General features: G+C 35.3%; 14 protein-coding genes. 1 reads left to right on the top strand and 13 read right to left on the bottom strand.

Translation table 11 applies throughout. The features are described 5' to 3' along the window. Positions 1 to 40 precede the first annotated feature (40 nt). The 4 genes from B9N53_RS07705 to B9N53_RS07720 form a co-directional block, all read right to left on the bottom strand. On the bottom strand, positions 41 to 667 hold the full coding sequence (locus B9N53_RS07705; RefSeq protein WP_094204414.1) for a ComF family protein: 627 nt from the start codon (positions 665 to 667) through the stop codon (positions 41 to 43). After that, positions 654 to 2,885, bottom strand: coding sequence for an ATP-dependent RecD-like DNA helicase (locus B9N53_RS07710; protein ID WP_094204415.1), 2,232 nt, complete (start codon positions 2,883 to 2,885; stop codon positions 654 to 656). The genes B9N53_RS07705 and B9N53_RS07710 overlap by 14 nt, the downstream gene beginning before the upstream one ends. Positions 2,886 to 2,948: 63 nt before the next feature. Continuing rightward, positions 2,949 to 4,232: a UDP-N-acetylglucosamine 1-carboxyvinyltransferase gene (gene murA / locus B9N53_RS07715; RefSeq protein ID WP_192867311.1), complete on the bottom strand. Its 1,284-nt coding sequence runs from the start codon at positions 4,230 to 4,232 to the stop codon at positions 2,949 to 2,951. A gap of 132 nt (positions 4,233 to 4,364) precedes the next feature. Next, positions 4,365 to 9,731 (bottom strand): cell wall-binding repeat-containing protein, encoded by a 5,367-nt coding sequence (locus tag B9N53_RS07720; RefSeq protein ID WP_094204417.1) that lies wholly within the window; start codon positions 9,729 to 9,731, stop codon positions 4,365 to 4,367. A 151-nt stretch (positions 9,732 to 9,882) separates the two neighbouring features. Here B9N53_RS07720 and B9N53_RS07725 point away from each other — a divergent pair, with 151 nt between their 5' ends. After that, positions 9,883 to 10,434 (top strand): ECF transporter S component, encoded by a 552-nt coding sequence (locus B9N53_RS07725; RefSeq protein ID WP_094204418.1) that lies wholly within the window; start codon positions 9,883 to 9,885, stop codon positions 10,432 to 10,434. 52 nt (positions 10,435 to 10,486) lie between these two features. Here B9N53_RS07725 and sdaAA read toward each other — a convergent pair whose 3' ends face one another. From sdaAA to clpB, 9 genes are all read right to left on the bottom strand, one after another. Continuing rightward, the gene (gene sdaAA / locus B9N53_RS07730; protein WP_094204419.1) at positions 10,487 to 11,386 is read right to left on the bottom strand and encodes an L-serine ammonia-lyase, iron-sulfur-dependent, subunit alpha; all 900 of its coding nucleotides are present in this window, start codon (positions 11,384 to 11,386) and stop codon (positions 10,487 to 10,489) included. A 9-nt stretch (positions 11,387 to 11,395) separates the two neighbouring features. Further along, positions 11,396 to 12,058 (bottom strand): L-serine ammonia-lyase, iron-sulfur-dependent subunit beta, encoded by a 663-nt coding sequence (sdaAB, locus tag B9N53_RS07735; protein ID WP_094204420.1) that lies wholly within the window; start codon positions 12,056 to 12,058, stop codon positions 11,396 to 11,398. 263 nt (positions 12,059 to 12,321) lie between these two features. Continuing rightward, complete coding sequence (locus tag B9N53_RS07740) at positions 12,322 to 14,355, bottom strand: cell wall-binding repeat-containing protein (RefSeq protein WP_094204421.1); 2,034 nt, start codon at positions 14,353 to 14,355, stop codon at positions 12,322 to 12,324. A gap of 52 nt (positions 14,356 to 14,407) precedes the next feature. Further along, positions 14,408 to 16,243: an ABC transporter ATP-binding protein gene (locus B9N53_RS07745; protein WP_094204422.1), complete on the bottom strand. Its 1,836-nt coding sequence runs from the start codon at positions 16,241 to 16,243 to the stop codon at positions 14,408 to 14,410. Further along, on the bottom strand, positions 16,227 to 18,029 hold the full coding sequence (locus tag B9N53_RS07750) for an ABC transporter ATP-binding protein (protein WP_094204423.1): 1,803 nt from the start codon (positions 18,027 to 18,029) through the stop codon (positions 16,227 to 16,229). The genes B9N53_RS07745 and B9N53_RS07750 overlap by 17 nt, the downstream gene beginning before the upstream one ends. Positions 18,030 to 18,108: 79 nt before the next feature. Continuing rightward, positions 18,109 to 18,774, bottom strand: coding sequence for a sensor histidine kinase (locus tag B9N53_RS07755; protein WP_094204424.1), 666 nt, complete (start codon positions 18,772 to 18,774; stop codon positions 18,109 to 18,111). A gap of 7 nt (positions 18,775 to 18,781) precedes the next feature. Then, a complete protein-coding gene (locus B9N53_RS07760; protein WP_094204425.1) occupies positions 18,782 to 19,477 on the bottom strand; it encodes a LytR/AlgR family response regulator transcription factor in 696 nt (231 codons plus the stop codon). A gap of 83 nt (positions 19,478 to 19,560) precedes the next feature. Then, positions 19,561 to 20,424 (bottom strand): UTP--glucose-1-phosphate uridylyltransferase GalU, encoded by an 864-nt coding sequence (galU, locus tag B9N53_RS07765; RefSeq protein ID WP_094204426.1) that lies wholly within the window; start codon positions 20,422 to 20,424, stop codon positions 19,561 to 19,563. 717 nt (positions 20,425 to 21,141) lie between these two features. Then, the gene (gene clpB, locus B9N53_RS07770) at positions 21,142 to 23,727 is read right to left on the bottom strand and encodes an ATP-dependent chaperone ClpB (RefSeq protein WP_094204427.1); all 2,586 of its coding nucleotides are present in this window, start codon (positions 23,725 to 23,727) and stop codon (positions 21,142 to 21,144) included. Between the last annotated feature and the right edge of the window lie 3 nt (positions 23,728 to 23,730).

Raw genomic sequence — 23,730 nt, forward strand, 5'->3', positions numbered from 1 at the left:
CCAATATATTAATTTTCCGTTAAATTATTTATACCCAATTTTAATATTTTTCATTAGACCTGCTAGACACTGCGACAAATTTCAAATCCTCATAATTTTCATTCAAAGTTTTTTTGATTTCTCTTAAAGTATTCTTCGTCGTCACAATATCATCCAAAACGAGAATTTTTTTATCCGACAAATCAGCGTTCAATTCAAACGCACCTTGTAGATTTTCAATTCTTTGAAGTTGCGATAAATTATGCTGAATTTTCGTTTCCTTCACTTTTACAATCGCATCTGGCAAATATTCCATGTCCAAATTCTTTGCCACTTCCCTTGCAATCTCGTGAATGTGATCGAAACCACGTTTGTTTATCGTAGATTTTGTCGAAGGAACTTTTAAAAGCGTGTAGTCTTGTAAGTTTTTCTGTTTGATTTTATCTGTAACCACATCTGCCAAGAAATATCTAACAACTTGTTTGCGGCTGAGCTTGTAATCGTAGATGAGTTTTTTCGTCAAACCTTGGTGAAGTAATGGAAAATAGCAATCCGTACCGTCGATATCCCTGTAACTGTCCACGAAAACCAACTTGTCCAAGCAATCTTCGCACAACAAATATTTGTACTGTTTTTTCTCGTGACAAATTATGCAACGTTTTTGAAATAAAAAACTAAAATCCCTCATCTTCGAACATCTCTCTCATCATTTCTTGTTCGTCATCGTCGATATCAAAATCCGTGTATTGTTTGATTCTTCTGTCCAAGCCCGAATTTCTCTTCATTATTTTATTGTTGGATATCATTTGGCGTAAAATCTTCAAGCTTCCAACCAAAACTACGATTTCTCTCGCTCGTGTGATTGCAGTGTAGAGCAAATTTCTCGTCAACAACATAAACGGAGCCTGTGTCACTGGAATTACAACGATTGGAAACTCACTTCCTTGTGATTTGTGAATCGTAATCGCATAAGATAACGTCAAACCGTCGCATTCTTTTTTCGTGAAACTAGCAGTTTTGTCGTCAAACAACACATCAATCGTCTCATCAATCGGATCGACGTATGTAACTCTTCCAATATCTCCGTTGAAAACCCCCATCGCATCATCGTCAATGAATTCTTTCGTGTAATCATTTTTAATTTGCATAACTTTGTCGTTGAGCCTAAAAATCCTGTCTCGTTGCTCGATTTCTTCTGTCATTGGTGTTTTCGGATTCAAAACTTCTTGCAAAGCTGTGTTCAATTCCTTTGTTCCACAGCTTGATTTTTTCATCGGAGTTAGCACGATTATATCGTCAAACTCATCTTTTTTATAGAAATTGGGAAGTCTTTGTGCGCACAAATCGAGAATCGTCTGCTTGGCACGTTCTGGGTCGTTTTCTTCAATAAAGAAAAAATCCTTGCCCTTTTCATTCAAAATAGGAAACTCTCCGTTGTTAATCCTGTGCGCATTCACAATTATGTTGGAGTTTTGCGCTTGACGGAAAATCTTCGTCAACTTTATCGTAGTGATTTCTCCACATTCTATCAAATCGTTGAGCACATTTCCCGCTTGTACACTTGGAAGCTGGTCACAGTCTCCAACAAAAACAACCCTCGTATTAGGATCCAACGCTCTCAACAAACTATCCGCGATGAAAATATCCATCATACTGGCTTCATCTATGATTATCAAATCGCAATCAATCGGATTGTCCTCGTCGTGGTCGAAAATCGTTCCGTTTTCAACTGGAATGTATCCCAGAATTCTGTGAATTGTCTTCGCTTCTTCGTTGCAACTTTCCGACAATCTTTTAGCCGCACGTCCTGTAGGCGCCGCAAGAATTATCTCCTTGTCATTATTTTTGAAAATTTTCGTAATATTGTTGATAATCGTAGTTTTTCCCGTACCAGGCCCACCTGTAATTATCAGCATTTTTTCAGTCATAGATTTCTTGATGGCTTCGATTTGCAAATCATCCAAGTGTTCAGATTCAAGCTTGGAAAGCTCAGCCTCCACGTCAAACTCGTCTTCGATTTCGCTTTTCAAAATATTCGCAATATTAATCGCGCATCTCATCTCAGCTTTTTCGATTTGTGGAAGGTAGACTCTGTGCTCATCGTCTGTGTCATCAATCGCAATAATTCCACTGACAATCAAAGACTCCAACGTCTCTTGTCTGTTTTTGATTTCAATGTCGATAAGATTCTCCACTCCAGCTATCAAATCATCTTCCAAAACGTAGCAATTTCCATTAGAATTTGCTTCCTTCTCCATAAAATATTTGAACGCAGCTTTGATTCTAAATGGAGAATCCGGTTCGATGTCGATTCTCTGCGCAATAATGTCTGCCGTTCTGAACCCAATTCCCCTAATATCGTCAATCAAAGTATATGGGTTTTGCATGATAATTTTCTTCGTGTCTTCCTTGTAAAAATCAGAAATAATATTGGCTTGATGAAGACTTAGCCCCAATGATTGCAAATACAAGAAAATCTCAGCGTATTCTTTTTTCTCATCGAGTGATTCTTTGATTTTTTTGTAATTTTTCTTGCCGATTCCTTTGACCTGGAGTAATTTGGATGGAGAATTTTTCAAAATTTCCATCGTATCTTCGCCAAATTCTTCGACGATTCTTCTTGCAGTTGTCTCTCCAATTCCTTTAATCAAACCGCTTTGAAGATAATTGATAATATTGTACATGCTAGGCTTAGTGGATCTTTCAACGGAAATTATGTTGTATTGTTCTCCGTATTTTGGATCTTGGACTTTGTTTGCCTCAATATCCAAGAAATCTCCCGGCATAATTTTGAAACTATTTCCTTTGATAATTCTCTCTTCTCCGTCCTTATCCACAGAAAAAATCCTAAAACCATTGGACTCGTTTTCGAATATTATATTTTTGACAGTCGCGCTAAATTTCATACACTCACCTACAAAAAAGAGGGTTGTTCAATCAAATAACAATCCCTCTGTTTATACAATTTATTAATCTTCGATTTCAATTCTTTCGATATTTGCGCCCAACTTTTTGAATTTGGAAACAATATCGTCGTATCCTCTGTCAATGTGATAAATATCTGTAACATTTGTAGTTCCATCTGCTACAAGTCCCGCCAAAATCAAAGCCGCTCCGGCTCTTAAATCGGTGGATTTCACAGTAGCTCCTTGAAGAGAATCTACCCCTGCAATACTCGCTTCATTTCCTTCAGTCGCAATAGCAGCGCCCATTTTTTGAAGTTGTTCCACATGCATAAATCTATTTTCAAAAACAGTTTCTTCAACACTGCTTTGACCCTTGCATACAGTCATCAACGCCATGAATTGCGCTTGCACATCTGTAGGAAAACCAGGATATGGCAAAGTTTTAATCTTCGTTCCTTTTAATCTACCAGTGGAAATAACTCTGATAGAATCTTCGTCCTCGTTTTCGATAACTTCACAACCAACTTCACGAAGTTTTGCGATAATTGGCATAATATGAGATGAAATACAATTTTTCACAGTAACATCTCCACGTGTAATCGCACTTGCCACCATAAAAGTCGCAGCTTCTATTCTATCTGGAATAATTGTGTGTTTTGCACCGTATAACTTGTCAACGCCGACTATTCTAATTGTAGAAGTACCAGCTCCACGAACCTTCGCTCCCAATTTGTTCAAGAAACTTGCCAAATCTACGATTTCTGGTTCCTTAGCAGCATTTTCGATAACAGTTTCTCCCTTTGCCATCGTCGCTGCCATCATTATATTTTGAGTCGCACCAACGCTCGGAAAATCCAAATAAATTTCCCCGCCAATCAAACCATCTTTTGCAATAGCTTCTATCTTTTCGTCAGTCGATTCAATCTCAGCACCCAATGCCTTAAATCCTTTTAAATGCAAATCCACAGGTCTCGAACCAATCGCACATCCACCTGGCAAATACGTCTTAGTTTCACCAAGTCTTGTCAACAAAGGTCCCATCACCAAAAATGATGCTCTCATCTTGTTCATCAATTCATGTGGAGTCACAGAATTATTCACATTGCTACTATCTATCTCAACCTTATTCTTATCCAAATAAGTTACTTTTGATCCCAATTCTTCTAAAACTTTCAATATAATTGAAACATCCTTTAACTTTGGAACATCTTCTAAAATTATCGGCTCAGTTCCTAAAAGAGATGCTGCTATAATAGGAAGCGCTGAGTTTTTGGCGCCGTCAATCTTGACCTCGCCCTTCAAATTTAAACTTTTTTTTACTTGTATAACTTCCAAAATAACCTCCATCAGTCATTCGTTTTTCTTGTTTATATATAAAATATTATATCATATCAATTTAGCGTTGACTAATTTTAAGCGATTTTTACAATTTTTTTACAAAACAAAAGCCTCCTTTGGTTAAGGAAGCTTTTGTGAAATTTATTTAGTTTTTTCGTAAACTATAGTGTATTCAGGATTGTCTCCAATTTTATTTACTCCTAGTATTGTCTGAAGATTTCTGTAATCTGTATAGTCCACACCGTCAGTTAATTTTATTTCTGTTTTATCTGAATTACGAACTATTTTAACTGGTTTGTAATTTTCGATTTCATCTGGATAAATTCCCGCTGCACATTCTTCAAAGAAGCTGTACGATCTTTTTTCTACAGAATCTTTGATTGGATTACCATTCACATCGACGTAGTTTAGTTTCAATGTTGTTTCTTGATTATCCAAATCATATTTTCCATTATTAGTTTTTCCAGAAGCCAATATTTTTGCACGAACTACTACATTTTCATCGTAGTTTTTGCCATCAACTGCAACTTTGTATGTGAATGTGTGATCTCCAATCAAATTTCCCGGTCCAATTATTTCCATTGTTTGATAATTTCCATCGCCATCAATTCCGATTAGTTCAGGAACTACCATCTTAAATGCCGCAGCTCCTAGTGAAGGTTGGTTTACGATGTACCATTCAACTCCTCTATCGTCGAAAATTCTAACTCTAGTTTTCTTAGCTTCTAAGTTTGTTCCGTAAACGTGAGTGAATGTCTTCTTGGATTCTTGATTTGTTGGTGTTTCACCGTAAGTTATATCTGGAACTTTTTCTTTTTCTGTAGAAGTTGCCCCATAAGTTTGAATCTTCATAAATGCTAACGTAGCGGCATTAACATCCCCGCCTTCTGCGACCAATGAAATTACAATTGAATTCGCTCTGGATCTTGGATTATTTCCAGGTAATTTTTCGAATTTTCCATTCTTTTCTGGTTGGTACAAGATTTCGTAAGACACTGTTCTATCTGTTTTGTTTTCTGGAAGCTCGAATGTTATTGTTTGTTCATCTCCAGTTCCAGAAATTGTTCCGACAACTTCTGGTTGTTTTCCTTTGCCTGCAACATCTGTATCTTCTGTCGCAAGTTTTGTTTGCATAACAGCTTTTACTTTTGCATCTTGTGACAAATTCAATCCATTCACTTTGATAGTGACTGTTCTGTTTTTGTTAGTGATGACCTTTTCACCTTCAATTGTAGCTTGACGAACGATTGGCTTTCCAATATTGATACTATAGTCAATATCTTTGTTCAAGCTTTCAGTGCCTTTTTTCTTAAATATGCCTTGATTTATATTGATTTTTGCTTTTTTAAAACCAAGACCTTTTACATCTAGTGCCTTTTCAAGTGTAATTACGAATTTCTTATCTGACAACTCAACAATATCTTGGTTTCCTAATCTTTCATAATTTCCGTCAGCATTTTTATCGATGCTAATTCCAGCTTTTAAGCTTCCATCAAATATTTCTTCGATTTCTTCATTAAAACCAACTTCGATTATCTTGCCGTCTTTTGACGCGTGAACATAACTTGGTAGAATTTCTTCATACATCACTATATCTTCAGTATATTTTACTCTGAAATATGCTTCATAAGATTTCTCCAAATCATCGTTATCTCTCACCAAAATTTTGTATACATCTTGTTCGTTGCCTTTTGTTAAGGCTATGCTATCTGCAACAATTTGCTCGAATTTGCCCGACTTTTCAAACCTTGGTCTTATAGATGTGTCTTTTACAAATTTTCCGTTCACAAGTCTGTAGAATGAAACTGTCAAATTATCAGGATTTATATTTTTACCAACTATATTTGCTCTTAATTTTCCTTCATTTTTTAGTATTGGTGTAAGAACGTTGATTTTTTCAATAGTTGTTTTTGCGTTTTTAGATGGATTTTGTTTTAATTCTACTGATTTTTCGTAGAATTTAGTGCGCGATCCAGTTGAAGTGGCATAAATTTTATATGTTTTTTCTGTTGGTTCTTCATTTTTAGGAACTTTAAATTCTAAAGTTCTTTTTGCACCTTTTCCACTAACTTTAGCTTGTTGGATAGTTTCGTTTCCTTTATCGTCAACCAATTTAACAACGAATCTGTCATCAGAAACATTCTTAAAATTACCCATTGCTGTTAATGTAACTTTTCCACCTGCTGCATCTAGATTTCCTGTTGTTTCTAGTGATAAATCCATTATTCCTTCAGAAATTTGTTCTTCTGTATCTGATTTTTCTTGTGTTATTTTTACAGTTTCAGTTGCAAAATCAGCTTTAGAACCTGTTGATGACACATAAACTGTGTATTCTTTTTCTTTTGTTGTAGTATTTTTAGGAATTTCAAATGAAACAGTTCTCATATTTTTATTTACATCGCCTGATACATCTACCCTAGGGAATGTTTCGTTGCCTTCGTTATCAACAAGTTTTACGACAAATTTGTCATTTGTAATTCCTTTCAATATACCCCTTACTTGAACTGTCGCAGTTGACGAATCTTTTGATGCTTTGTCTGAAGTTTGCAATATGAGTACTTGAATATTTTCCTCCACAACTTCTTTATCCTTTGTTGTGATATTCAAAGTACAGTCGCTTGCAGGCATTTTGAATTGATAAAAATCTCCGATTTGTTTGAAGTTGACTTTCATTGGGTCACCTTCTTCATTCAATCCACTTACATAAAACATCGATATTTCTTTTCCAGGCTTTGCTTTTACTACAACAGTGTCGCCTTTTTTAGCTAGTGATTTTTCTTCGCCATTTACTGTTATTACAACGTCCTTATTGCTTGAAATAATCTTGAACGTTTTTTCAACTTCTTGTGTTCCCGAAGATTTTTCTTGAGTTAAAGTAAATTCCGCTTTCTTGAAATTTTCCTTCTTACCTGTTGATGAAACATAAATTTCGTATGTTTTTCCCTTATCAGTAGTATTTTCTGGAACTTTTATATTTATAACTCTGAAAGCTTTTGATGCCTCTCCAGTAACTTCAATTACAGGATAAGTTTCTTTTCCTTCTTCATCGACCAATTTTACTATGAATTTGTCACTAGGAATATTGTTGATTTGACCAGCAACCTTAATTTTAGCAATAGCATCTTTTGCTGGAAGATTCGATGTTGTGACTTGTTGAATCATCGCGATTTTTTCTTCTTCAGGTGTTTCTGGCGTTGGGTCTTCCGCTGGTTTTTCCACTTGTAATTTTACGTCATTCAAGTTCCATCCGTAAGCTTCTGCAAATACAATTTGTAAATTAGCGCTTACTATTTTCCCGTCATTTGCTTTTAAGAATTCATCTGTAACTTCTAGATTTATTTTGTCTTTTTTTACATCAAAAGTCGCTGAAACTCCTTCTACATTAGTTGTTACATTTACAAGTGCAGATGCATCTTCCATTTCAAAAGCTTTAGCAAATTCATTGAATAAATTTCCTAGTCCCTTATATTCTGGTATAAATGAAACTTCGTTGTTATCAACTGTAACTGATTGAGTTTGAGTTACATTTTGGCCATGGAATCCTACGCTTCCGTCTCCTTCTTGTTGTTTAATAAATCTTGGCAAAATGTAGTTAGCTAATTTAGAATAATCCTTGATTTTATTATCCGAAAAATCTAGTTGATTTATTTTTTCCATTCCAAGTATTATGTCTACATTTTCGATTTTGTTTGCAGACACGTCAAAAAATGTCAACTTAGTTAAGTTCTTAAGAGAAGAAATATCCGTGATTCCGTCATAATTTATTCTCTTTTGTCCTTCTTTTCTAACTTTAACATTATTGTGAAGATCCAATCCTGTTAGATTTGTCAAATCTTTAAGTGGTTTAACATTTTCAATTATGTTGTTGTATAATTTCAAGAACTCTAAGTTTTTAAGGTTTGCTAATGGTGATACGTCCGTAATCCTATTTCTTTGAAGTTCCAAATATTTCAAGTTTTTCAAATCTTTTAATGGACTAATATCAGAAATCTCGTTTTCATTTACTTTTAATTTTTCCAAATTAGTGGCGTATTCAATTCCTTTTAAGCTCTTCATTCCTCTTGTTACCATGAATTTGAAATCTTTTGTATTGGATAAATCTTGGGCTTTTCCTAGGATTGAAAATGTGTCTTTGGATTCTTCTGTAAATATTGGCTTGTTAGTCTTCTCGTCTAAGAATATGGATACTTCTTTCAAAGATTCCATTTCTTTTTTAGTAATACGTTGATCATCTGCTCTGTTTATATCCAAGTTTTTGTTTAATACTTTCAATAACTTCGCATCTTCAATATCTACGTATTCAGGCTTTTCTTCTTCGCCTTTCTTGTGTGCTTTGATGATTTCATCTTTTAGTGCATTAACGCCTTCTACTGTTTTGGCTTCGTTGATTTGGTCGATGTATTTTTCTGATGTTATTCCATTGTTCTTCAATTCTTCAATTGCTTTTTCTTTGGCTTCTTTTAGAACTTTTTCTTTAGCACTGTCTTCTGGCTTTTCTTCCGGTTTTTCTTCTGGTTGTTCTTCCGGCTTGTCTGGTATTGAAAGATCATCTGGTGTTGGTGTTACTGAAGGTGTGTCTGGTTTTTTATCTTCAGTTATTCCAACACTTGCAATTTGCTCAATTTGTTTTGAAGATACTGATAACTCTCCACCTACTACTGTGATTTCTTTTGTGTTGTTTTCTTTAACTATTTGTTTGATAAATTCTGTTTTGTCAGGATTTGTCAATAATATTGGTTGATTATTCTTGTGCGCAAATGGAGCTACTGACAATGCATCTGGATAGTTTCTTCCATCTGCCAACACGAATTTTTCAAGATTTCCATATTCTTTTGCGATAATCAACGCTGTTTCATAACGGTCAACTCCTGCTAATCTTCTTGTGTTTTCTAATCCTTTTATATTAACGGATTTTTCTCCACCGTAGATTAAGGCAACTTTGTCATTTGTGATTCCTTCTGGCAAATTGTGTCCATCTGTCAAAATAATCGGCAAGTTTTCTTTTGTGGAAAGTGGTGTTGCACACAATGCATCTGCAAAGTTTAGTCCACTTGCAAGTGCAACTTTTCCATTAGGATTAATTTGTTTGTACACTTCAACTGATGTTTCGTATCTGTCTTTTCCTGCTAATCTTTTAACGTTTTTAAGCCCTTTTACATTTACAGATTTTTCTCCACCTACTATGATTATTTGACTTGGACTGAGTCTGTTGATTTCGTCTTTGATGACTTGTGGTAGGTTGTCTTTTTGTGTTAATAATACTGGTGCATTTTCCTTGTTTGCAAGGCTTCCTGCAACCAAACTATCTGCAAAATTTTCGCCACTAGCAAGTACGATTTTTTCGATTTTGTGTGGGAATGTTCTGCGGCTGATTTTTGCTGATGTTTCATAACGATCAGATCCACTTATTCTGTCTACTGTGATTTTGTTTTGTTCTTCTGCAAGTACCGGTGTGAATGAGCTCATTACCATACTAGCAGTAAGAATTACTCCTAAAAATTTCTTCATATAACCTCCTGATTTAAAATCTACATTTTATTATATATTCCTAAATCAATATTGACCAGCTATTACTTATTGAAATTTTTTATAAATAGATTATTCTTCTTATTTTTATGTATAAGTGGTATAATTGTGTAAATGATTTGAGGAGGAAAAAATGAAATTAACTACAAAAGATTTGACAAAAATCGGTGTGTTTGGCGCTTTGACTATTGTACTTGGGCTTACCCCTTTGGGAATGATTCCGATTGGACCAGTTAGAGTGACTACACTACATATTCCAACTATTGTTGCTGCTTTGGTTGCAGGACCTTGGGTTAGTTTATTCGTGGGATTATTGTTCGGTTTGTTTTCATTGGTAAATAATATTATTGCACCGACAATTCTTTCATTTATGTTCTACAATCCGTTGGTTTCTGTGCTTCCAAGAGTTTTGATAGCTGTTGTGACTTATCAAATTTACAACAAATTAAGAGACAAAAACGATGTGATCCGCTACGGAATTCCTGCAATTTGCGGAAGTGTTATGAACACAGTTGGTGTCTTAGGAATGGCGTTTATTTGTCATTCAAAGCAAATCGAAAGCGTTATGCATGTCAAAGCGCAATATTTTCTTGGAGGAATTGTCGCTACGAATATGCCTTTTGAAATCGTGATATCATTCGTGTTGGCGATTTTGATTGCAAAAAGTGTAAACAAAAACAAATAGTTCAATAAAAAAATCCACAAGATTTTGAAAATCTTGTGGATAATTTTTTGTTTTAATCTTCGTCGTCATCACTGATGTTACAAGATCCCAAAAATCTTCTTCTGATATCTTGACCAGTTTTTGTTCCTGCAACTCCACCCATTCCTGTTTCTCTCAATGATGGTGGAAGAGTTTTGCCGACTTTTCTCATCGCTTGGCACACTTCTTCGAATGGAACTATACTTGTGATTCCTGCCAATGCCATATCAGCGCTAATCATTGCGTTGGTAACGCCCATTGCATTTCTGAATGTGCAAGGATATTCTACAAGTCCTGCGATTGGGTCGCATACAAGTCCCAATACATGTAGGATTGCAAATGATGCTCCGTGGAATATTTGCTCAATAGAGCCTCCTCTTAAAAATATCAACGCACCTGCTGCCATTGCTGCTGCAGATCCTGTTTCCGCTTGGCAGCCTCCGTCAGCGCCAGAAAATGTTGCGTATTTTCCTAACAATTGTCCAACACCGATAGCTACTAACATTGCATCTATAAGTTCTTCATGTGAGCAGTTGTATCTTTGTTTAAAACTCATAAGAGCTGCTGGCAAAATTCCCGATGAACCTGCAGTAGGTGATGCTACGATTTTTCCCATAGCCGCACTGATTTCCAATGTTGAAAAAGCCATCGCCATTGCTTCTGCTGTAAATTGTCCTACTATTGGTTCATTTTCATTTGCATAAACGTGCATTTTATGTGCAAATCCGTCTATCATTTTTTGATTAGTCACTGAAGGTGTTTCCAAGAAATCTGTCGCAGATTTTTCCATAACATCTAGCATATGTGACAATTCACTTCTGATGAATTCTTCAGATTTGCCAGTTCTTTCGTTTTCTATTTCTATAACGTATTCGTAAAAAGATCTGTTTTCCTTCTTAACTGTATTGATTATTTCTAATGATGTATCAAACATAAACTCTCCTTAATTTCGTTGAATATATTTTGTGAAAAGAAATCTATCGTCTTTTAATAAATTTTCTGTCAAATCTTCGCCGATATTTTTATCTAATTCAACAATCAAAGTTACGATTCCGTCATGTTTCAACGTCTTCATTCCTTCGATGTTGTAACCATTTCTGGCAAGTTCTGAAGAAATGTCCGCAATAATTCCTCTTACATCCACGTATTTCAATAAAATTGTAGGATAGCTTCCTGTAAATTGAACAGCTATTCCGTTGATGTCGATGATTTCAATGTTTCCACCACCGATTGATGAGCCAACGATGTACATAGTAGTTCCATCTTCGTATGTAAATGTAATCTTCGCAGTATTTGGATGCACATCCCCTAAGTCAGCTTCTCTAAAAACATAGTCGATTCCTCTTTGATCAGCGATTGCAAATGAATCTCTAAGTCTAATGTCGTCTGGTTCAATTCCCAATACACCAGCTAACAAAGCTCTGTCTGTACCGTGACCTTTGTAAGTTTTCGCAAATGATCCGTGAAGATCAAACTCAACTTTTGTAAACTCATTTCCAGCAATCATAAGAGCAGTCTTTGCAATTCTACAAGCACCTGCAGTGTGAGAGCTAGAAGGTCCAATCATTACAGGCCCCAAAATATCAAATATATTATATTCTCCCATAAAACCCCCCTAATTAATTTCCTTAACAATTATATCATAACAAACTAAGTGAATAAAGGAAAATTTGTTTATTTTTTCGCAAAAAATAGAGAGGCTAAAAGCCTCCCTACATAAAATTTTATTTATGGAATCCTGCTGGATCAAACCTATAGCATTTTTATTCCATAATTTTTTTATTTGTTTTATTATCACATATGAAGTTTGTGATAATTATTTTATACAAAAATAAATAAAAAATGGTCCCTATAAAAGAGACCATTCATCTATCTTACTACTACTGCCATTCTTCTCGACAAATAATTTTCCGATACTTCGCTATATGATTTTGTGATTTCGTTTGAGTACCAAGGATCTGCCAAATAGAATCTGTTTGTTTTTTGATCGTATCCATTGATACAAATTCCGTGGTTGTTTGCGAAAAATCTCTTTCCGTAAACATTTGTTGACCATCTTGGTTTTTCCCATCTCAACGTTCCGTAGTACATGATTGTGTTTCCATTTTGAAGTTCAGCCAAAATATCTCTCATATTTGAACCAGAAATATTTTCTGCTTTACCATTTGCAAATCTGTTCGCAAACTTAGTCATTGGTTCTGGGTTCATATATGTCGCCATAACTCTTGTGTGATAATATTCATCCCAAACGTAAGGATTCTTTGAGAAACCAGTGTTATTATTGTTAGTGTTCATAGGAAGTTGATTCAAAAATTCGTTGTAAGTGTACTCCAACGCATAACCTTTTGCTTGTAATGCATGATACATTGCAGTTGGTTCGCAACCAATTGGAGCCGCTTTTTGTTTAATTCCACGTTGTGATTTTGGGTTCATTTGGTTCATTATATTTGGAACTGTTATGTGTGATATTCCGAAATCTTGTGGATTGTAGTATTTGAATCCTTCCGGTCTAATCCAGCCGTTAATCCCATTGAATGACAAATTAACCCATTTATCTTCGACCTTAACAACCTTCAAAATCTTGTTAACTGCAACATCGATTACTTTTTTCGCTGTGTCTTTCATTTCAGTTAACAAAGTGATAGCTTTGTTATTAACAACGTAATCTTTTAATCTGAATAAATTTCTATCTGTGTTGTAAACTTTGATTAAATCTTTCTTTAATAAAGCGTTTTTAATATTTGTGAAGCAATCATCTGATATAGACTTTCTGCCGCCAAATACGTAAGATTTTTCTTCTACATTCAAATTCTTCAAATAATTTTCGTGTGTTTGTGATTTGGTAGAAGAATTTGCTTCTTGTTCCAATTGAATGTTATTTCTTGGAACCAAAACAATTGGCGCGTCGATTTTTTGACTAACTGGTGCTGCTGCTAATGCATCTGCATACACTTCTCCTGTTGTAAATATAGCTTTTTTGGCGTTTGGATAAGCGATTTTGGATACTTCAACGCTTGTTTTGTATCTGTCATGACCTGCAATTCTTGTGGATTTCAAATTAAGAATGCTGTCGATTTCTGCTTTTACAGAATCGCTAATGCTGTTAGTTCCACCTACAATATAACTTTTTAAAATCTTTGTCTTATCGATTGATGATAAATACTCTTTGATTGATGTAGGTAGTACATTTTTTTGTACTAGAAGAATTGGAGATTTTGTTTTGTTTGCAAGTCCAACAGAACTCAAACTATCTGCATAATTTTCTCCACTTGCAAACACCAATGTGTCCGCATTTTTCTTGTTCTTTGCTAATTTTGCGTTGACAGCGTATCTGTCATGTCCGTCGATTCTTTCAACTTCGATTCCCATTTTTTTCAAAAATTCTGCAACATCTTTGCTGATTGTCTTTTCGCCACCGATGATGTGAACTTTTTTGATGTTTCTGTTCTTAAGTTGTTCTCTAGTCTTTTCGTTTAGCTTTGAACCTTCAGTGTACAAAATCGGCATCTTACCGTCAGTGATGTTGCCAGAGCTTATAGCATCTGCAAACACTTCGCTGGATGTAAGTACAACTTCTTCTGCCTTGTCGAAAAACTCATCGTGAATCTTATTTGCAGATTCAAATCTGTCATGTCCTTCGACTCTTTCAGCTACATTTTTGTCCGTAAGAACTTCCTTGTGTTCTTCCTTTTTTGGTTGTTCATTTGGTTGTTCTTCGTCCTTTTTTTCTGTTTGGTCAGCTTTTTCTGTAGGATTTTCTTGTTTTGAACTATTTTCGGGATTTAATTGTTCGTCATTTATTTCAACTTTTGGTGAAATAATATTTTCTTCTTCGGCGTAACTAATTCCTGTTGTCATTGAAAATGCTAGTAGAAAAGCTATCAATAACTTCTTTTTATTCATACCTTCCTCCTTAACAAAAATTATACCACATATCGAGGAAATAATATCATTTTTATACGTAAAACTCCGCCTGTGCATCCCACAATTTCTTGTACATTCCGTTCTTACCAATCAAACTGTCGTGATCTCCTGTTTCAGCAATTTCTCCCTTGTCGAATACGATAATTTTGTCGGAGAATTTGCAACTAGACAACCTATGTGAGATAAAAATCGCCGTTCTGTCTTTGATTATTTCGCCCAATTTCTCGTAAATTTCAGCTTCACTTATAGGGTCAAGGCTCGCAGTCGGTTCATCCAAAATCAAAAACGGACTGTCTTGGTACAACGCTCTTGCAATGGCGATTTTTTGTTCTTGACCTTTGGAAACGCTGATTCCATTTTCGTCGATATCTTTGTACAGATAAGTTTGGATCCCCTTGTCCCATTTTTGAACATCATCGTACATTCCAACATCTTTAAGTGATTGAATTACTTTTTCTTCGTCGTAATCCATTCCCGAAGCGACATTTTGTGCCAATGGATATGCGAACAAATTAAAATCTTGGAATACAACTGAGAATATTTTCAAATATTCATCGTATCTGTATTTTTTGATGTTAATTCCATTCAACAAGATTTCCCCTTCAGTAACATCGTAAAATCTAATCAACAACTTCACAAAAGTAGTCTTGCCACAACCGTTTTGCCCTACAATCGCCAATTTTTTCCCAAGGTCGAATTTCAAATTGATATTTTTCAATACCCAATTGTCAGTTCCAGGATATTTGAAGCTGACATTTTTGAATTCGACTTCGTATTTTTTGTCCGATCTTTTCTCCGTAGTCAAACTTCCATTGTAAAACTCCGATTTTTTGTGCAAATAATCCATCATAAGTTCTGCGTACGGAGTGTTTGTCTTGTACAATGCAACGCCTTCCAAGAATTTCGACAAATTGCTCGTAAAATTTATCAAACTTCCAAGATATTGGCTGAGCATTCCTATTGAAATAGCTCCGAGCAATGATTTGGATACTACGACAAGATAAATCAACAAAACTTGTAATTTCGAGAAAAATTCGCTGAGTATTTTGTAAGTGACACCTTCTGTCGACATAATTCTATCGAAAAATCCACCAGGATTAAAAATCCCACATTCATTAAGCATTCTGCTCGCGAGATTATATTGACGATACATTCTCGTATCCAGCATTCTACTTTTATCTTTCATTTGCCAACAATAAAATGAGAACACTCTGTTTCCGAATTTTCCTTGTTCAGCTATTTTGTTCCAAATTTCAAACTGTTTTGCGTTGAATTTCTGTGAAATCCATGATAAAAATACAACCACTACAATCAGTAAAATATTTATCCAGACGCTATTTAGAAACGAAAAACTTTCTGGTGCGTTCCATTTCGTAGCTAAAAATTGATACGACAACACCAAACTACCTATCATCGCCAATAAAGACTCCAATATCATATCGTATGCGTAAAGAACTCTTATAATTCCGAATTCACCGATGTTTATGTTTTGTTCTATATTCGATTTTTCCCCAATAATGTCTGTGTCTTGGGATTGTTTGTAATCCAATTCATTGAATTTTTCGGATAAAATATGAAAAAATATCTCGTATTTCTTGTCCTTGTATGTGTTTTGGATTTTATTCGTCAAAGCCAGAATTATTTGAATGAAAAACACTGACAACAACGCAATTACTGCCCATTTACCTACAAATTGTACAGGCATCTTATTGACAATTGCATCTATCATTCTTGCAGATGCGTAAATACTAATTAAAGGAAAAATCGCAGAGAATAAACAGTTAAGAGTGTAGCTGATAATAAGCTTTTTGTAATTTTTCCACAAAACACTCCAAGTATCTTTGAATAATTTAAGATTCTTTTGCATTGTAGTCCTCCCTGTAATATTTCGCTTGAGTGTCGAACAAATACTTGTACGTTCCGCCTTTTTCCATCAATTCTTCGTGAGTTCCACGTTCTTCAATCCCCTTATTTCCAATCAACAAAATGTAATCGCAAAATCTCGTCGAAGCCATTCTATGAGAAATAAAAATCGATGTATGGTTTTTCGTTAGTTCATTGTATTTGTTGTACAAATCCCTCTCTGCCAATGGGTCAAGCGCTGCTGTTGGCTCATCTAATATCAAAAACTTCGAACTTCTGTACAAAGCTCTCGCAAGAAGTAGTTTTTGTGTTTCCCCTCCTGATAAAACCGGTGAATCTTGGTAGATATATTTTTCAATCGTGTTGAATACTCCTTTTGGAAATTCCTTAACCTTTTCATATAGGCCTGCTAATTTCAACACTTCTTCCACGCCTTCCACATCATCTGTGGATTTTGATTGAGTTACATTCATGTAAATTGTTTCCGGCAATATCGAATAATCTTGGAATACCGCAGAGAAAATCTCGTAATATTTTCTTCTGTTGAGTTCTCTCAAATCAATCCCATTGACAAGCACACGACCTTCTGTTGGATCCAAAAATCCTATCAAAAGTTTGATCAACGTAGTTTTCCCCGATCCATTGAGTCCAACTACAGCTACCTTTTCTTGTGGGTTGACTTGGAAGTTCACATTCTTCAATACAAATTCATCACTACCAGGATATTTATATCCCACATTTTCGAATTTTATCGTAATATCCTCGTCAGGATTTAATTCGATTCCTCCGTCTTTTTTGAACTTTTCTTCCAAATCTACAAACTCTCTTACAGTTGCGATATCCTTCGCTTCCATAAAAAGCACACTCAGAAAATTGAACAATCTTTGAATATCGTAGCCGAATTTTGTTTGTGCGGAAAAAGCCAACAAGAACATACTTGCATCAATTTTGCCATTGACTGCAAAATTTATTAAATAATAATATGTAACGGAATTTCTCAAAAGGTTGAACACGCAATCCAAGAAATCTGCCATCAACATTTTGTTGCCCATCTTGTTCAAGAAATCATCGTACATTACAAAAACGCTGTCGTAAATATCTTCCAGCCAATTTCCAAGCCCGAACATCCTGATATCTTTTGCGTGTTTGTGGCTACTAACTGAATTAATGTAGTTGAATTCCTTCTCAAACTTAGCCTGAGTTTTCCTGTTATCGTACTTCCATTGTTTAAGTTTTTTTGAATACAGAAAACTAATCAAACTTGCGATAATCGACACCAAAATTATGAAAATAGGAAGCCTTGCAAGTAAAATCAAATACACACTCGTGCTGATTAGTAAATACAAAACGTCTTTCATCGTAATCCAGATATGTTCTGTAGCTTTATCATTTCCTTCTAAGTTTACGTTCGCCTTTTCGGATAAATCCAACACATTCTTGTCCAAAGTCATCTCATAATCCATCGACAAGAATTTTTCGATACATTGATTTAACATCAAAGTTCGAATGTAGATTTTTTTCGGCAAGATCCTCAAATCCAACGACTCTTTTGTCGCTGAACATACGAAAATCAAAACCGCAAACACGACAACTGTAAGCATAATCGTTGTGAAATCTTGTGAGTTTTCAACCATTTTGATAATTTGTGGAGTAAAGTACAACTGTAAAATATCAATTCCAGCAGTTGTGATAGCCATAATTATCAGCATGAAAATCAAACTTTTTTGGTTGTTCCACGCAAGATTGAACATAAATTTTATATTATCATTTGTAGAATATTTTTTCTTCATAACTACCTCCCAATAATATATTAAACGAAATACTATCGTATTTACGTTTTAGGGATAAGCACATCAAAAACAGGGATGACTATATCAAAATCTCCGTCGTAAAAGCATTGTCCTCTGAATTTCTGTTGATGTAACCATCGTATTTGTCGACGATTTCGTCGATACTGATAAGTCCCAGGCCTCTGTTCTCGCCCTTTGTCGATTTGAAAATTCTGCCAAACTTCTCCTGTTTTTTGCTACTTGTCTTGTTAGTAAATGAAATGTACAATTTATTGCCCTTCATATCCATATAAATCCTGATAAATCTGTCCTCTTCTGGCAAATTTCTCACCGATTCAATCGCATTATCGAACAAATTTCCGATAATCGTCGCCAAATCGATATCTTTTATATCCAAAATATTTGAAATCTTGCAGTCGGCGATGCATTTTATGTTTTCATTAGTCGCCATAGTTATCTTGGAATTCAAGATAGCATCCGCCATCCTATTCCCAGTCCTAATCACAGGTGCTATTGAATGCAAATTCTCATCCAAATTATCCAAGTAGTTCTTGATAGATTCCATATCATTTTCAGCAACAAAAGAGCGCAAAGTTTGCAAGTGATTTCTGTAATTGTGGCGAAATTTTCTGATATCGCGGTACATATTCTCCACTTCTTGATAATGAGTGTTCAACAGTTGCTGTTGATATTCAAAAATATCTTTTTTAGAAAACAAAATCCTAATTTTACTCAAAAATCTCATATCTCACCTAATAAAACTCAATAATTTTTCTGTTAAGCTCGTTGAACTTCGCATTTGACAACAAAAATTTGCTATCATCCTCCAACAAAACATAATCCTTCTTTGTTTCTGCGATTTTTTCAATATTAATAATCTCCGAACGACTCACCCTGAAAAATCTGTCATCCAGCATATCCAATAGTTGTGTCAACGTCATCCTAATTCTGTAACTTTTATTTTGTGCGAAAATATCCACGTAATTTTTGTCCGAAATACAACTGAAGATATCCTTCAACGAAATCTTCGTATTAATCCCGTTGTCCTTGACTATAATGAACTTTTCCTTGTTGTTCATTTGATTAGTCGCCTTGTCCAAAAGTTCGAAAAGTTTCTCCTTTTTTATAGGCTTAATCAAAAAATTCAAAGCATTAACATCATATCCGTATCCGATATATTCTGGATAACCGCTGATGAAAATAATCTGAATATCGGAATTTTTCTCACGAATTCTCTTGGATAATTCCACGCCATTAATTTTTTTCATCTCAACATCCAACAATAAAATATCTATATAATCATTTTCATCGTAATTGAATATAAAATTCTCACCAGATGAAAAAAGCTCAGCCTTCAAATCAATTTTGTTGATATCTGCCCATTCTTCACAATATTTCTTATACAAATTTCTTATATTTTCTTCGTCATCAACGATTGCAATATTCATAACACACCTCTGTCTTATTTTATCACAACAAATTATTTTCCAATAAAAAAAAGCTACTGACACCTTGTGCCAATAGCTAATAATTATTTTTCTCGTAAAAACTCTAACAATTCATCCTTTATTTTCTCATCATGAAGTGCAAAATCAACCGTAGCCTTCACAAAACCAAGCTTGTTACCGACATCATATCTTTTGCCTATAAAATCATACGCAATCATCTTGCGTTTTTCGGCTAACTTGTTCAAAGCATCAGTCAATTGAATTTCGTTATTCTTGCCAGGTTTTGTTTCGTGAAGAATCGGAAAAATATCTGGCGTTACAATGTATCTTCCAAGAATTGCCAAGTTAGTTGTGGCCTCTTCACGACTTGGTTTTTCAACCAACGACTCAACCTCAGTAATTCTATCCGAAGTCTTCACACCATTCACAATCCCGTACTTATCGACATCATCCCACGAAACTTCTTGCACACCCAAAACCGGCGCCTCTTCCTTTTCGTAAATATCAGCCATTTGTTTGATACAAGGAAGTTCATCAGAAGTATTGTAGATAATATCATCGCCCAACAAAATCGCAAAAGGCTCACCACCAACAAAACTTTCTGCGTATTTTATCGCATCGCCAAGACCGTTTTTCTTCTTCTGTCTAATAGTGTAAATGTTCGCCATCTTCGAAAGCTCGTGAATTTCTCGTGATATCTCCGAAGACTTCTTATTCAATTCGTATTCCAATTCGAAATTCACATCAAAATAATCCTCGATAGATCCCTTATCCTTGCTTATAATAATCAAAATATCCGTAATTCCAGAATCCACAACCTCCTTTACAATATGATGCAAAGTTGGTTTGTCGTAGATTGGAAGCATCTCCTTCGGAACAGATTTCGATGCAGGAAGCATCCTCGTACCAAAACCCGCCGCAGGAATAACCGCTTTTCTTACCTTCATTGTCACTCCTCGTGTTATAATTTTACGCCATAAATCATTTGTCTCTATTAATATTGTAACAAGAAATGTTGATTTTTGCTATAAGGGGAGTGTAGGTCGCAAGATTGAGACTTCGTAAATGCTTACAAAAAGTGCAAAACCGATTTGCACGAATATCTGACTTACGAAAATAAAAAAATCCTCACGCTCGTGATCCTAAAATCTCAAGTGCGCCTCCGGCTGGCACGAGTGAGATTTTCTACGGGTCACTTCGCTTGGATTTTTAGTTATTTTCTCCAGATGATATTCTTAGCAAAATCGGTAATCCACTTTTTACGCGACACAGAATTTATTTCATCTCCTTCTCCCCCGTTATAAAACTTGCCTATTTTTAAATGATATTTTTTATATTACTCTTTTTATCCCTGTGGATATACAAAATCAGATTACTGCATTTGCTAAGAATCGTTGTAGCACTATAATAAAAGCTCGTAACTAAGCGAGTCATCTGGAGAAAATTGTATCAAATTCAATCGAAGAAATTCGTTAAAAATCTCATTGTCTGAGTGCTTAGCACGAGTTTGAGATTTTAGAATTTCGAGATTAGAATTTGCCAATTTTCGTAAGTCAGACGATGCGTGTTACGACTTTTATTTCCGTATGCTTGTGCAGAGATTTTTATTCTTTTCCACAATAAAAAAATAGGCAAGACCTGTGTTCTTACCTATTCTCTAAAATCTATTTCTTTCTAATTCCCAATTCGCCATCTACATTTGTAATAACGACAGTGTCTTTGTCAGTTACAGTGCCTTTTATCAATTCACGTCCAAGTTTTGTTTCAACGTTGGATTCGATAAATCTCTTAACCGGTCTTGCACCGTACAATACATCGTATGCTTTGTCGATAATCAAATCTTCTGCAGATTCGTCGATTTCGATGGTGATTTGTCTGTCTTCCAATTGTTTTTGTAACAATGAAACTTGTTTTTCGATAATCTTGTAGATGTCATCTTTTGTCAATGGTTTGAACATTACGATATCGTCAATTCTGTTCAAAAATTCTGGTTTGAATCGTGCTTTCAATTCGTCCATCACAGAATTTCTGCTTTCATCAGAAATATTTCCGCTGTCGTCAATTCCTTCAATCAAATCCATTGATCCAATGTTACTTGTCATTATGATGATCGTGTTTTTGAAATCGACAGTTCTACCTTTGTTGTCAGTCAAACGTCCGTCATCCAAAACTTGCAACAAAATGTTGAACACATCTGGATGTGCTTTTTCGATTTCGTCGAACAAAATCACTGAGTATGGTTTTCTTCTGACAGCTTCAGTTAGTTGACCACCTTCATCATATCCAACATATCCTGGAGGAGCTCCGACAAGTCTACTTACTGCGTGTTTTTCCATATATTCTGACATATCGATACGAATCAAATTCTTTTCATCATCAAACATATTTTCAGTCAAAGCTTTTGCAAGTTCTGTCTTACCAACACCAGTTGGTCCAAGGAATATAAATGAACCGATTGGTCTGTTGAGCGATTTCAAACCACTTCTAGCTCTGATGATTGCATCAGTCACAGCAGTTACAGCTTCATCTTGTCCCACAACTCTCTTGTGCAACAACTTGTCCATATTCAAAATCTTGTCACGTTCTGTTTCCACTAATTTTGTCACAGGAATTGAAGTCCACTTGCTCACAACTTCTGCTATTTCATCTTCAGTTACGCTTTCTTTTATAATTGAACTGTCATCTTCATCCATTTTCTTGTTCAATTCTTCAAGCTTGTTTTCAAGTTCGACTAATTTTCCGTATTTTAATTCAGACAATTTTTCAAAATCGTATTTTCTTTGAGCTTCTTCCATTTCGTGTTTAACGGCTTCGATTTCAGATTTTGTCTCCTTGATTTCATCGACCTTGGATTTTTGTTGAGTCCATTCCATATACATCGCATCAAACTCGTTTTTAGTGTCTTGTAATTCTTTTTCCAAATTTTCGAGTCTGATTTTACTCATTTCATCGTCTTCTTTGTTCAAAGCAGCACGTTCGATTTCAAGTTGCAATATTTTTCTCTTAGTTTCGTCGATGCTTTCAGGCATAGAATCAATCTCAGTTCTAACCATCGCACTCGCTTCGTCCATCAAATCAATTGCCTTGTCTGGCAAAAATCTGTCGGTAATATATCTGTCCGACAAAGTTGCCGCAGCGATTACAGCGTTGTCAGTGATTTTGATTCCGTGATAAATCTCGTATTTGTCCTTGATACCACGCAATATCGAAATTGTGTCTTCAACTGAAGGTTCTTCAACCAAAACTTTTTGGAATCTTCTTTCCAATGCGCCATCTGTTTCGATGTATTTTCTGTATTCATCCAACGTTGTAGCGCCGATTGTTCTTATTTCACCACGTGCTAACATTGGCTTCAACAAGTTTGCAGCATCCATTGCGCCTTCTGATTTGCCGGCTCCAACCAAAGTGTGAATCTCATCGATAAACATAATGATTTTGCCGTCAGAATCTGCAACTTCTTTCAATACAGCCTTCAATCTTTCTTCGAATTCTCCTCTAAATTTCGCACCGGCAATCAAACTTCCCATATCCAATGCAAAAATAGATTTGTTTCTCAAAGTTTCTGGAACATCGTCATTGACAATTCTAAGCGCCAAGCCTTCCACAATCGCAGTTTTACCAACACCAGGTTGACCAATCAACACAGGATTGTTCTTCGTTCTACGACTCAAAATCCTAACGCTGTGTCTGATTTCATCGTCACGACCGATAACTGGATCAAGCTTGCCTTCTTTTGCCAAATCAGTCAAATTACGACCGTATTTTGTCAACACATCAGTTGTATCTTCTGGATTGTCAGAATCTACCTTTTGATTTCCTCTCAAATCTTTCAAATTAGATGTGAAGTTTTGTTTGTTGACATTAAAATCTTTCAACAAAACTGCACTAACAGTATTTTTTTCTCCCAAAATACTCATAAAAATGTGTTCAACAGAAATGAAACTGTCTCCCATGGACTTTGCTTCGTCTTCTGCCTTCAACAAAATTCTTTGAAAAGCAGTGCTTGGGTACACACTAGATTGACTGTCGTTTTTTGGAAGAGAATCTATTTTTTGATTAAAAGCGCTCACGATTTTTTTGTAATCAGCGCCGATTTTTTGAATAGTCTTTGCAACTATTGAATCTGAATCAGACAATAAGCAATAGCTTAAATGAACATCCGTAACTTCTGGATTGCCCAATTTTATAGCTGTATTTTGCGCATCTTGAATTGCTTGAACAGATTTTTGTGTGAATTTGTTTAAATCCATAAT

Origin of the sequence: Finegoldia magna (assembly GCF_002243175.1) — a bacterium.
Classification (GTDB): domain Bacteria; phylum Bacillota; class Clostridia; order Tissierellales; family Peptoniphilaceae; genus Finegoldia; species Finegoldia magna_J.